General features: G+C 39.7%; 15 protein-coding genes. 13 read left to right on the top strand and 2 right to left on the bottom strand.

The features are described from left to right. The first annotated feature begins 7 nt into the window (after window positions 1–7). Together AC6I5B_RS17815 and AC6I5B_RS17810 are read left to right on the top strand one after the other, a co-directional pair. Complete coding sequence (locus AC6I5B_RS17815; protein WP_022250649.1) at window positions 8–946, top strand: C40 family peptidase; 939 nt, start codon at window positions 8–10, stop codon at window positions 944–946. A gap of 457 nt (window positions 947–1,403) precedes the next feature. Next, window positions 1,404–1,607 (top strand): DUF1858 domain-containing protein, encoded by a 204-nt coding sequence (locus AC6I5B_RS17810; protein ID WP_004613187.1) that lies wholly within the window; start codon window positions 1,404–1,406, stop codon window positions 1,605–1,607. 43 nt (window positions 1,608–1,650) lie between these two features. Here AC6I5B_RS17810 and AC6I5B_RS17805 read toward each other — a convergent pair whose 3' ends face one another. Then, entirely contained in the window at window positions 1,651–2,388 is a 738-nt protein-coding gene (locus AC6I5B_RS17805; protein ID WP_497773504.1) for an adaptor protein MecA, read from the bottom strand. Between the two features lie 605 nt (window positions 2,389–2,993). Between AC6I5B_RS17805 and AC6I5B_RS17800 the strand changes: the two genes are divergently transcribed. The 7 genes from AC6I5B_RS17800 to AC6I5B_RS17770 all read left to right on the top strand — a co-directional run bounded on the left by AC6I5B_RS17800 (window position 2,994) and on the right by AC6I5B_RS17770 (window position 9,096). Further along, window positions 2,994–3,209: a hypothetical protein gene (locus AC6I5B_RS17800; protein ID WP_022250650.1), complete on the top strand. Its 216-nt coding sequence runs from the start codon at window positions 2,994–2,996 to the stop codon at window positions 3,207–3,209. Window positions 3,210–3,333: 124 nt separating this feature from the next. Beyond that, window positions 3,334–5,205, top strand: coding sequence for a glycosyl hydrolase family 18 protein (locus tag AC6I5B_RS17795; RefSeq protein WP_156554869.1), 1,872 nt, complete (start codon window positions 3,334–3,336; stop codon window positions 5,203–5,205). Window positions 5,206–5,279: 74 nt separating this feature from the next. After that, on the top strand, window positions 5,280–5,957 hold the full coding sequence (locus tag AC6I5B_RS17790) for an N-acetylmuramoyl-L-alanine amidase (protein ID WP_022250651.1): 678 nt from the start codon (window positions 5,280–5,282) through the stop codon (window positions 5,955–5,957). A gap of 29 nt (window positions 5,958–5,986) precedes the next feature. Then, entirely contained in the window at window positions 5,987–7,510 is a 1,524-nt protein-coding gene (locus tag AC6I5B_RS17785) for an L-threonylcarbamoyladenylate synthase (protein ID WP_117787401.1), read from the top strand. Further along, on the top strand, window positions 7,507–7,932 hold the full coding sequence (gene rpiB, locus AC6I5B_RS17780; RefSeq protein ID WP_004613180.1) for a ribose 5-phosphate isomerase B: 426 nt from the start codon (window positions 7,507–7,509) through the stop codon (window positions 7,930–7,932). Before AC6I5B_RS17785 ends, rpiB begins: the two co-directional genes overlap by 4 nt. 24 nt (window positions 7,933–7,956) lie before the next feature. Then, a complete protein-coding gene (upp, locus tag AC6I5B_RS17775) occupies window positions 7,957–8,586 on the top strand; it encodes a uracil phosphoribosyltransferase (RefSeq protein ID WP_004613179.1) in 630 nt (209 codons plus the stop codon). Window positions 8,587–8,607: 21 nt separating this feature from the next. Continuing rightward, window positions 8,608–9,096: a deoxycytidylate deaminase gene (locus tag AC6I5B_RS17770; protein WP_004613178.1), complete on the top strand. Its 489-nt coding sequence runs from the start codon at window positions 8,608–8,610 to the stop codon at window positions 9,094–9,096. Window positions 9,097–9,140: 44 nt separating this feature from the next. Here the strand turns inward: AC6I5B_RS17770 and AC6I5B_RS17765 are convergent, their stop codons facing one another. After that, entirely contained in the window at window positions 9,141–9,353 is a 213-nt protein-coding gene (locus AC6I5B_RS17765; RefSeq protein ID WP_270651516.1) for a YaaL family protein, read from the bottom strand. Window positions 9,354–9,497: 144 nt separating this feature from the next. On the opposite strand from AC6I5B_RS17765, the gene AC6I5B_RS17760 reads away from it, so the two are divergent. The 4 genes from AC6I5B_RS17760 to AC6I5B_RS17745 all read left to right on the top strand — a co-directional run bounded on the left by AC6I5B_RS17760 (window position 9,498) and on the right by AC6I5B_RS17745 (window position 12,741). After that, window positions 9,498–9,710, top strand: coding sequence for a pro-sigmaK processing inhibitor BofA family protein (locus AC6I5B_RS17760; RefSeq protein ID WP_004613176.1), 213 nt, complete (start codon window positions 9,498–9,500; stop codon window positions 9,708–9,710). 163 nt (window positions 9,711–9,873) lie between these two features. After that, window positions 9,874–10,833 (top strand): P-loop NTPase family protein, encoded by a 960-nt coding sequence (locus tag AC6I5B_RS17755; RefSeq protein WP_044987347.1) that lies wholly within the window; start codon window positions 9,874–9,876, stop codon window positions 10,831–10,833. Then, window positions 10,830–12,038: a TadA family conjugal transfer-associated ATPase gene (locus AC6I5B_RS17750; RefSeq protein WP_004613174.1), complete on the top strand. Its 1,209-nt coding sequence runs from the start codon at window positions 10,830–10,832 to the stop codon at window positions 12,036–12,038. Before AC6I5B_RS17755 ends, AC6I5B_RS17750 begins: the two co-directional genes overlap by 4 nt. Next, window positions 11,986–12,741 (top strand): type II secretion system F family protein, encoded by a 756-nt coding sequence (locus tag AC6I5B_RS17745; protein ID WP_044987341.1) that lies wholly within the window; start codon window positions 11,986–11,988, stop codon window positions 12,739–12,741. The genes AC6I5B_RS17750 and AC6I5B_RS17745 overlap by 53 nt, the downstream gene beginning before the upstream one ends. The last annotated feature ends 1 nt before the right edge of the window (window position 12,742 follow it).

Below are 12,742 nucleotides of genomic sequence, written 5' to 3'. Positions count from 1 at the left end.
ACAATTTATGTATTCTAAATTCCTGAAAAAAGGAATCGCTTTAGGAGTATTGACAAGTGCAGTCTTAATACCGAACGATAAAGTTCTTGCAGCCGAAGCAAAAAATGCGGAGGGGGTAAGTACTGTAAATATAAATAAAGGATATTTGGCAAATGCTACAGCTGAGATTGAACGATACGTAGAAACTGAACTGAAAAATGTGTACGAAGACATGGCATTTACACAGGTGGAAGAGGGAAGTTATTTATTTGTAAGAACAGAACCATCTCAGGACAGTGAATGGGTTGGTAAGCTCTATGAAGCGGACGCAGCAAAAGTAATCGGTCCGGTGGGAGAATGGACACAGATTGAATCCGGCAATGTAACCGGTTATGTGAAAACAGAATATATTTTGACAGGGGAGTCAGCAGAAGAAAAAGCAAAAGCAATTGTAGCAGAGAAGAAACCGGAAGTAGATGTAGAGACATTGGATGAAGCGAAAGCAGAAGAGCTTGCGGCAGAGTGTTTTTCTTATGCAGAGTCAAAAGAAGAGGAAGCGGCAAGACTTGCAGAGGAAGCAGCGAAAGCAGAAGAAGAGGCTAAGGCGGCAGAAGCGGAAACAGTGGGAAATGGACAGGCTGTTGTGGACTATGCAATGCAGTTTGTAGGAAATCCATATGTATGGGGAGGTACAAGCCTGACAAATGGAGCGGATTGCTCTGGATTTGTTCAGTCAGTATATGCTAATTTTGGAGTTAGCATGCCACGTACATCAAGTGCCATGAGAAGTGCGGGAACAGAAGTAAGCTACAGCGAGGCTGTTCCGGGAGATGTAATCTGTTATGAGGGGCATGTAGGAATTTATATAGGAAATGGTCAGATTGTAAATGCGATTGATGAAGCGCATGGAATTGGTGTATCTTCAGCAACATATACAAACATTATCACTGTCAGAAGACTTCTGTAATAGTTCAGAAATTATAAGGAAAACCTCAGGAATTGTCTTGAGGTTTTTTTTGTGCCAGAACACATAAGAAAAGTAGCGTGTACAAAATGCACAAAAATGTCGAAATGTGAAAAAAAATGAAAAAAATTAAAAATACACTTATCCACATGAAAAATTGGAAAAAACACAATAAATAGTAGTTTTCCTCAAAGTTATCCACATTATCCACACTAAAGGGCGTGGAAAGTGTGGATTATTATTGTGAAAAAAAGAACAAGCGTTTTGTAGAGAAATAATAAAAAAATTATTTTGTCGAAAAAACGGAGAAAAAATGTTGACTTTTAAGTAATCTCAATTTGTATACAATTGTATATACAATTGAGAAACTTTTGAAATGTTTAAGAGTTTAAGAGATTGATAATTTATAAAAATGGTATTATAATAGGTAAAGTAAAAATTATAGAAGGAGGAATCTCAAATGGCTGTACAAGTTTCAAAAGAAATGACAATTGGTGAAATTCTTGCAATTAATCCTATGGTGGCACCGATTTTAATGGAAATTGGTATGCACTGTCTCGGATGCCCATCTGCACAGGGAGAATCTCTGGAAGAAGCAGCAATGGTACACGGTATTGACGTAGAATTATTAGTTGAAAAGATTAATGCAGCAATTAATGCATAAAGAAAAAATGGGAAGAGAGTATTTGAACTCTCTTCCCATTTTTTTAAATTACTGCCAACTGTTGAACTGCATTGTTGGCTATAAATACTTCACAGTGCTCTTCCAAATATGCAAGTGTTGCTCCGGAAGCACGTTCTAAGGATCCATATTCAGATAACATGTTACAAATCTTATTGTATTCATTAGTTGTATGCTCAGACTGTGTGAGCGCTAAGATGAATACATTGTTTGAAGTATCTTTATATAATGTGTTGGAACCAAAGTACATTGCCTTTAGCAAATGAGCAGCATGGATGACGCTGTCCATATTCGAGAATGAAAAAAGGCGAATTGCCGGATTTTTTGCTTCTTTTATCTCTTCTTTTTTCGCTTCCGCCATTTTAGCCGGAGGTTCGGATACCGCTTCTTTTACTTTATTTATCAAATCTAAAATATCTTCTGCGCCTTCCAGTTTATCTAATACATTTCGCTTTCTGCTGTCTAAATCAGCCGGAGAAGGAGCGAATTTTGAAAATCTTGTATCAAGTTCTTCCGGATCTTCTACCTTTGTGATAATGAGTACAATAGAATCGGAAGATGTAGGAATTGCCTCTATCATCAAAGGGGTATCTTCTGCTTCGAAACCAAATTCAGCAGCAGCCTGTTGCATCATATCGTGGAAAAGTGATTTTGCCTTTTCAGTTCCATAAGCCAATTCGCTGAGTTTTAATTCGCGGTCAGCTAAATCAGCTTGTGTAAGAGTACAGCGTATTTGATTATCGTTAATTTTTTCAATCTTCATAATGATCACTTCCTATTCATAAATAGATCTGCTTACTTTTTATTAGTATAAACAAAAACAAAAAATATGTAAAGAGAATTTTGTGTGGAAAAGTATGTGGATATCTTGTGGAAAATCCGTGGATAAGTATAGTATGGATAAAGAAAAGCTTGAAATTACAAGGTAAATCTTTACAATTAGATATAAACAAAATAGTGCTTGCAAGTAATAAATGAAAATGATTATAATTTTATTACAAGAAGATAGTATGTCGGGCGGCTATGTTTACAATGTAAGGAGGGACGTATTATCGAAGGCAGGATTCTTAACTTCTCAATAAGAATCTTTTCGTAAAAATAATCTTTTAAGAAATAATCTGAAAAAGTCTAATTTGTTTAAATCAAACACATTTCAATAGCGAATCAACAATACATATCACAGGATTTAATCGAATCAGAAAACCAAAACAAGCAACGTATAAAATAAACAAAAAAAGAAATTCTAAAGAGAAAACCTATCTTCTTGTCAGCAAAAACATTTCCATAAGATATATCACAGAACCTCAAGGAATAGTGGAATGTCAGATGCCATAGTTGCCAATTGTAAAAATTATGGAGGAGCGGAACATGGAAGAGAGAGAACTATATAAAGATTTGTATGCGGAGTTAGAAAAATACGAGAATCGAGGTGTCAGCATACGGTTGAACAATCAGCCGGCAAGTCCTATGCAGATTGTTACGGCACATATGGTAAAAGAGGAAAATGCCTATATGAGAGATTACGTCTGGGATGATAAGGGAGACGTTAAAGAAATCGTATTTCACAGTATCAGCAACAGTTAAGAAAGACGCACAGATACCCCTCTTGCGAAGACAATTAGATTGTTTATATTTGCGGAAATTGTCGAAATAGTTGATGACGTGTACAAAAAATATTGTTATAATAGGTTCAAGTAGGAGGTGTAGCATGGACGAAAGAACAAGAAAGAGTTCAGGTACAACAAGGCAGATGCAAAATAAGAGCACGACCCAAAGAACCAGATCAGCACAGAATGGTTCGAATAGGAAGAGAAGAAATGGTGCATCAAGGAGACAGAGAAAACGCAATTTGGCGTTCAAGATGAGTATCCTTGTTTTGATAGTAATAGGTATTGTAGGAGGCGCTTTCTTATTAAAGAGATATAGCCCATCCAAAGAAAAAGCTGATTTGAAAAAATATTATGGAATAGAACAAGACAATCAGGTAGCTGTTATTATAGACAATCAGATTCTTGAAGCGAAAGCGGCGATGTTTGATGGAAAGCCATACTTGGAATATTCGCTTGTGCGAGATTATCTAAATGATAGATTTTATTGGGATTCCAATGAGAATATTTTATTGTACACACTCCCGGAAGGAACGATCCGGGCAGACGTAGGAAGTAATGAGTATACACTGCAGAAAGAAAAGAAAAGTGAAGATTATACGATTATAAAGACGGAAGGAAGTACGGCGTATATCGCACTGGATTTTGTGCAGAAGTATACAAATATTGAATTTAAAACATATGAAGACCCGCAGAGAGTCATGATTATAAGTGACTGGGGAAAGATCAGAACGGCAACGGTCAAAAAGGATACACAGGTGAGGTACAGAGGCGGAGTGAAGAGTCCGTACCTGACAGAGGTATCCAAAAAGGATAAGGTAACTGTAATTGAGAATGAAGGGGACTGGAAAAAAGTTCGTACAGAGGATGGATATATTGGATATATCAAGAAAAATTGTCTGAAGAATGAAAAGGAAGAGACGATTTCGAGAGAGTTTGAAGAACAGGTATACACAAACATTTCAAAAGACTACACAATCAATATGGCGTGGCACGTGGTGACGAATCAGAGTGCGAACGAAAAAGTGCTTCAGACAATTGCAGATACAAAAGGTTTGACAACAATTTCTCCAACGTGGTTTACAATTGCAGATACAGATGGAAATATTAACTCTCTTGCAAGTTCCCAGTATGTGAACTATGCTCATCAGTCCAATATCGAAGTATGGGCGCTGGTGAGAGATTTTGATGGTGGAATCGGTTCTTATGAAGAATCTTACGAAGTACTTAGTCATACTTCAAAGAGAGAAAACTTGGTAAATCAGCTGATCGCAGAGGCACTGCAGACAGGAATTGACGGCATTAATGTCGACTTTGAGAAGATTTCTGCAGAGTGCGGAGAACATTATATTCAGTTTATCCGCGAGTTATCTGTAAAGTGCCGACAGAATGGACTTGTATTATCTGTGGACAACTATGTGCCGAAGACATACAATGCACATTATCATATAGAAGAGCAGGGGAAAGTTGCGGATTATGTAATTATCATGGGATATGATGAACATTACAGCGGCTCTTATGAAAGCGGTTCAGTTGCATCTTTGAATTTTGTAAAAGAGGGAATAGAAGCGACGTTAAATGCCGTACCAAAAGAAAAAGTAATCAATGCGGTTCCGTTTTTCACAAGACTTTGGAAAGAAGTTCCAAAGACCGAGGAAGAGCTGGCAGAGGAGGCAGGAACTGAAGCGGCTGAATATTCTGTAAAAGTGACGAGCGAAGCGCTTGGTATGGAAGCGGCAGAACAGGCGATTGCCGATGCAGGCGCTCAGACGACTGTAGATGAGGCAACCAAACAAAACTATGCTCAGTGGGAGGCAGATGGAGCCACATACAAGATTTGGTTAGAGGATGAGACTGCTTTGGAAGAGAAACTTAAGCTGATGAAGGAATATAAGCTGGCTGGAACAGCGGCATGGCGCTTAGGTTTTGAAAAGTCGAGTGTGTGGGAGCTGATTTTAAAATATGTGAACTGATCGATTAAGAAGAGCTGAATGTTCAGCTCTTCTTTTGCATATATTTTATCAATGAAATATATGGAGAATGATAGTTGAAAAGAAAGATAGAACTTTTGATGGTATTGCTGCTTTTAATAGGGGCGATTATTGCGAGTAAGGGATTGAGCGAGTATGTGACAAGTGAAAAAGTAGAAAAAGGTACAAAAACGGTTGTATTAGATGCGGGACACGGTTCAGAAGATCCCGGTAAAATAGGAATCAATAATGTACTGGAGAAAGATGTGAATCTCAAGATTTCTAAAAAAGTACAGAAAAGGCTGATTGAGCAAGGGATACATGTGGTGATGACGAGAGAAGATGACGACGGATTTTATAATGAAAGCAAATCAAATAAAAAAATTGCAGATATGAAAAAAAGAGTTGCCCTTATCAATGAGACGAAGCCTGATATTGCGGTCAGCATTCACCAAAACAGCTATCATGAAGAGAGCATAAAAGGAGCGCAGGTATTTTATTATACACATTCCAAAGAAGGGGAACGTGCTGCAACTGTCATGCAGGAGGCATTGAAGGCGCTGGATACAAACAACAAAAGACAGGCGAAAGAAAACAGTACATATTATATGTTAAAGAGAACAGAAGTGCCGACGATCATTGTAGAATGCGGATTTTTGAGTAATGCCCAGGAGGCAGAAAAATTAAAAAATGAGGAGTATCAGGATAAAGTGGCGGAAGCAATTTGTGCAGGGATTATAAAATGGCTAGACTAAGTGTACATAATGATGATATAATAAAAGTTATGAAAACAATAATTAAAAAAATCGACAAAAATCAACTTGATACAGAGATCATTGCAGAAGCAGGTGAGATACTTGAAAAAGGAGGACTTGTGGCGTTTCCAACAGAGACGGTGTATGGATTAGGAGCCAATGCACTGAATGAGGAAGCTGCAAGGAAGACTTATGAAGCAAAGGGACGTCCGTCAGATAATCCATTGATTGTTCACATTGCAGATATTCAGGCATTGGATGAGATTGTAGAATTTATACCGGAAAAAGCAAAAAGTATCGTAGAAAAATTTTGGCCTGGGCCACTGACACTTATATTTGAAAAGAGTGGAGTAGTTCCGCTTGGAACAACCGGCGGGCTGCAGACGGTGGCGGTGAGAATGCCGGAGGACGAGATTGCAAGGGCACTGATTCGGGCGGGAGGAGGTTATATTTCAGCCCCGAGTGCCAATACTTCCGGACGCCCAAGCCCTACGAGTGCGGAACATGTTGCGGAAGACCTTGATGGAAAGATCGATATGATCATCGATGGGGGCAATGTGGAAATAGGAGTAGAGTCAACGATCGTTGATATGACTGTGGAACCTCCTATGATCCTCAGACCCGGAGCAATCACGAAGGAGATGTTAGAGGAAGTCATAGGTGAAGTTGCTGTGGACAGGACAACATTGTCTGAGACGAGCGATGCGGCACCGAAAGCTCCTGGAATGAAATACCGTCACTATGCACCAAAAGCTCAGCTTGTGATTGTGAATGGTGCGCCGTTAGAAGCAGTGAAAGCTATTCGTCAGCTTGCATATGAACAGATGCGCAGGGGAAATCAGGTGGGAATCATTGCGACAAGCGAAACAGCGGATTTATATACGAATGGAATCGTAAAAAGTATTGGGACAAGAGCAAACGAGAATTCCATTGCTAAAAATCTTTATAAAGTGCTTCGTGAATTTGATGATGAAGAGGTGGCATATATTTTTAGTGAGGCATTTGCCGTGGAAGGAATCGGGAATGCGATTATGAACAGACTTATCAAAGCTGCGGGTCATCAGATCATAGAGGCGGAAGAGATTACGAAGCTTCAGAAATACAGAAGGATTCTGTTTGTAAGTAACAGTGACAATTGCAGGGGACCGATGGCGGCAGAGATCTTGCGCAATCAGCCACTTTTACAGGAATATGAAGTGGATTCTCGAGGAATGATCGTCTTGTTTCCTGAGCCGGCGAACCAAAAGGCAGAGGCAATCATGAAAAGCCAGCAGATGACCTTGGAGTCACATGAGGCAACGCCGTTTAGTGAAAAAGATTTGGATGACGATACATTGGTGCTTACATTGGAAGAACCGTACAAATGGAAGATTGTATCGGAATACGAAAATGTAAAGAATGTATTTACATTGAATGAGTACATTGAAGATGACAGACAGGTTCTCTCTACACATGGGCAGCCTTTGGTGGCATATGGAGAGAATTTTGAACTGTTAAAAGAGTTGATTTTAAAATTAGCAGAGAAACTAAATAAGGAGGCAAAAAAAGAATGATAGCAATTGGATGTGATCATGGTGGATATGATTTGAAATTGGAGATTATAAAATATTTAGAACGAGAAGGGCTTGCATATAAAGACTTCGGCTGCAATGGAGAATCGGTAGATTATCCAATTTATGCGAGAAAAGTGGGACAGGCTGTTTTGGATGGCGAGTGTGAAAAAGGAATTTTGATTTGCGGAACCGGAATTGGTATTTCCATCGCTGCGAATAAGATGAAAGGAATCCGTTGTGCACTTTGTTCTGACTGCTTTTCTGCGGAAGCTACAAGACTTCACAATGACGCAAACATCATTGCATTGGGGGGACGTGTATTAGGTCCGGAACTTGCAGTGAAGATTGTGGATACCTTTTTGAAGACTCCGTTTTCCGGAGATGAGCGTCATGTACGACGCATTTCGATGATTGAAGAATAAAGAACAAGAACAAGGAGAAAGAGTATGTCAAAAGTATACGTTATGGATCATCCGCTGATCCAGCATAAAGTAGGGATTATTAGAAGAGAAGAGGTTGGATCAAAGGATTTTCGTCAGATGATCAGTGAGATTGCAATGTTGATGTGTTATGAATCTACAAGAAACTTGAAGCTCCAGGATGTCAAGATCAAAACACCGATTTGTGAGACGACTGTCAAAGAACTGGCAGGGAAAAAACTTGCTGTCGTACCGATTTTGCGTGCAGGACTTGGTATGGTAGAAGGTATGCTTGCAATGATTCCGGCTGCAAAAGTAGGACATATCGGTCTGTATCGTGATCCGGAGACATTGGAGCCTGTAGAATATTACTGCAAACTTCCGTCAGACTGTAATGAAAGAGAAGTGTACGTGGTAGATCCGATGCTTGCAACAGGAGGTTCCTGTGTTGCGGCAATTCAGATGCTAAAAGAAAAAGGTGTCAAAAACATTCACTTCATGTGTATCATTGCGTCACCGGAAGGTGTGGAACGTCTGCAGAAAGAACATCCGGATGTAGATATTTATATTGCTGCATTGGATGAAAAATTGAACGATCACGGATATATTGTTCCGGGATTGGGAGATGCAGGAGATCGTATTTTTGGTACAAAATAGTTCATGTGGAGGTGTGTTGTCATGACTGAGAAGAGAAAAGATTATATTTCATGGGACGAATATTTTATGGGAGTTGCGATGCTCTCTGGTATGAGATCCAAGGACCCAAGTACACAGGTAGGGTGTTGCATTGTCAGTCAGGATAATAAGATACTTTCTATGGGGTATAATGGTTTCCCGATCGGGTGCTCGGACGATGAGTTCCCTTGGGAAAGGGAAGGCGATGATCCGCTGGAGACAAAATATTTGTACTCAACCCACAGTGAGCTGAATGCGATTTTGAACTACAGCGGTGGAAGTCTTGCAGGAGCGAAGCTTTATGTCTCACTGTTTCCGTGTAATGAATGTGCGAAAGCAATCATTCAAAGTGGAATACGAGAGGTGATATATGACTGCGATAAATATGCAGACACACCGTCTGTGATCGCATCAAAACGCATGATGGATGCGGCAGGAGTACGGTATTACCAATATCATCGCACAGGACGTGAGATAAAGATTGTTTTGTAACAGAGTATGGAACGGGGACTTTTTTAAGCCCCCGTATTTTAGTGTCAGGAACGTTGCCCTTTAGCCTGTCTCAATAAAAAACGATATTTTTTCCATGCAGCATTGCTTTCAAAAATGCAGCAGTCAATCAAATCTGGGTCGACGGCATTTTGAAAATTGGAATATGCGGCGTCCATCTGTGCTTTTACCTTTTCGATTTCTTCGTGTATATTGTATTCGGATGTTTCTCTTTGGCAGTTCTTTTGGAATAGTTTCATATGACACCCCTCATTCTTGTAAATAGTCTCTTTTATCTAGTATAGACAAAAAATAGAATAAAATACCATATTTGCAAAGGAAAAATCGGAATAAAACGAGGAGCTTGCACATATTCTGTAACAAAAAGCAGGGGGAAAAATATAATGCAGGAAGAGCCGAAAACCAGTTTTCTTATTAACTTTATTGTCAGAGCAGTAGTCGGTATGGGACTCATTTTTTTTGTCAATCAGTATCTGGAATATAGGGGGATCTCTCTGAGAGTAGGATTAAACGGAATTTCCTTTTTGACATCCGGAATCCTTGGAGTGCCAGGGGTTGCGATGCTTTACGGGATATTGGCGTACAAAATTTTATAGAGGTTGCACAAAAATAAAATATTTGAAAAAATGATATGGACAAGAGAGAAAAAGGCGTTTATAATGCAATGTACAAGTTAGTTAATCTTAAATTTTCAAAGATCAAAAGCCGATTCCGGCGAGAAATCCAAAGTTGAAAAATAAAATACGAAGGAGGGAGTATTTGAGTGAGAAGAATATTGTAATATGCGATCAGGAAGTCAAATATGCCGAGAAATTAATGGAAAATATTATGGAGCGAAAAGAATTTGCGGTGAGGGTATATGTATGCAGTACCTGGGAAAATGTAAAGATACTTTCGCGGGATAAAAATATTCATATCTTGGTCATAGATGAAACCTGTGCGAAGAAAGAGCGAAAAGGAGTGGAGGCAGAACAGATTTTTGTGCTGACGACAGGTAATTTTCAGAATGTGTCTCAGGATGAAAAGTGTGTTTACAAGTATCAGTGCGTGGATCAGATATTGTCAGAGATTCTGGAGACATATTTTGAGAGAACAAAAGAAAATATGATGCGAAGTGTGAAAAAGGAATCGGTTAAAATGCTGGCGGTATACTCGCCTATCCACAGAGCGGGAAAGACAAGCTTTGCAGTGGCGTTTGGAAAAGAACTGGCGAGATGTAAAAAAGTGCTGTATTTGAATCTGGAAGAATATTTCGGATATGGCGGAATATTTACACAGGCAGACGGTGGAAATCTTGGAGACGTCCTGTATTATACAAGACAGGAGAACAGTAATTTTGGACTTCGGCTTGGAATGCTGGTCAGGAAAATGGATGAATTGGATTATATTCCGCCGATGCCGGTAAGTCTTGATTTGAAGGAGGTACTTTGGGAAGAATGGGAAGTTTTGCTGAAACAGATTGTGGAGGACAGCGTCTATGAGGTGATTCTTTTGGATGTCGGCGAATGTGTGCAGGGACTTTTTCAGATGCTGGATTTGTGTGACAGGATTTATATGCCAATTTTAGAGGATAGTATCTCACAGGGAAAACTGCGGCAGTATGAGGAGAATCTGCAGACACTGCAGTTGGAGAGACTGTCAGAAAAAACATATTCGTTTATTGTCCCACAGGATATTGAAAATGCGGTAAGGAGGCTTGTGAAGGAGGAACGTCTATGATTCAGATGGAAGAATTATATGAGAAAATTCTGGCGGAGCTGGATCTGTCGAAGGAAGTGGAAGATGACGAACTTGTAGAGATCATACACCGGACTTTAGAAGAAAAGGGAAAAGAGTCCTATATACCATTGAAACAAAAATCAGGTCTTGGAAAGGAACTGTTCAATACATTCCGAAAGCTTGATATTTTGCAGGAACTGATTGAAGATGATGAAATTACGGAGATTATGATCAATGGAACTGATCATATTTTTGTGGAGAAGCAGGGAAAGATTTTGGAACTTGAAAAGAGATTTATCACAAGGACAAAACTGGAAGATGTGATTCAGCAGATTGTAGCGGGTTCAAACCGGATTGTAAACGAAGCTTCACCGATTGTGGATGCAAGGCTTCCGGATGGTTCCAGAGTCAATGTGGTACTTTATCCGGTTGCGTTAAATGGTCCGATTGTGACAATTCGAAAATTTCCGAAAGAGAATATCACAATGGAGCAGCTTGTACAGTGGGAGGCAGTCGGACCGGAGCTTGTGCCATTTTTAAAGCGGCTGATGGAAGCAAAATACAATATTTTTATCAGCGGTGGAACAGGTTCTGGGAAAACCACTTTTTTAAATGCATTGTCGGACTTCATCCCAAAAGATGAGAGGATAATTACGATTGAGGACAATGCAGAGCTGAGAATCAAAAATGTTCCGAATCTGGTTCGTCTTGAGGCGAGAAATGCAAATGTGGAAGGAACAGGAGAGATTTCGATTCGCGATTTAATCAAATCGGCGCTTCGAATGCGCCCAACGAGAATTATTGTCGGTGAAGTGCGCGGAAGTGAGGCGATCGACATGCTGCAGAGTCTGAATACCGGACATTGCGGAGCGAGCAGCGGGCATTCGAACAGTCCGGAGGATATGCTCAGCCGATTAGAGACAATGGTTCTGATGGGAATGGACATTCCGCTTACGGCAATTCAGAGACAGATTGCCTCAGCAATTGATATTATTATACACCTTGGAAGACTGAGAGACAGAAGCAGAAAGCTTTTACAGATTGTTGAGGTATTAGGGTATGAGGACGGGAAGATCCAGCTTCAGACGTTGTATGAGTTTCAGGAGACGGAGATGATTGGAGGGAAAATCAAAGGAGAATGGGTAAAATTACATGAGATACAAAAGAAAGAAAAATTATTGGCAGCAGGACATTCGCAGACGTGATTATCTGTTGGCGGTATTAACAGGCAGTTTTGTAATTTTAATGTTTTCGTATTTATTCTATGGGACATGTCTATGTGCAATTCTATTGGCACCTTATTTAGTCTATTTTTTAAAATCATGGGAAAAACAGTGGATAGAAAAAAGAAAAAATGTGTTTCAGCTACAGTTTAAGGAGGCAGTACAGTCTTTGGCGACAGCATTAAACGTAGGATACTCAGTCGAAAATGCAATGCGTGAGGCATTAAAAGATCTGCAGATCATATATAAGAAAGATGAGCTGATCGTGCGGGAATTCCGGTATATGGTTCGACAACTGGATGTGAATGTAACAATGGAGAAAGTGCTTCAGGAGTTTTCACAACGGACTGGCGAGGAGGATGTTCAGACGTTTGTGACAGTATTTGTAATGGCAAAAAGAAGCGGCGGCGATATGATTGCGATTATTCGCAATACGGTACAGCAGATGTCGGAGAAGGCAGATATAAGAAGAGAGATTGGAACGATTATTGCCTCTAAAAAGCTGGAATTTAAAGTTATGTCGGCGATACCATTCGGGATGATCTGCTATATGAAGTTCAGTTTTCCGGAGTTTATGGGAGTTTTGTATGGCAATGCAGCCGGAGTTGTAATTATGACAATTTGTTTTTTAGGATATGTCATTGCATATGAGATTGGAAAACGAATTGTAGAAATTGAGGTGTAGA

The sequence above is a fragment of the Faecalimonas nexilis genome, from assembly GCF_059731825.1.
This window is presented reverse-complemented; position numbering and strand designations above follow the sequence as displayed.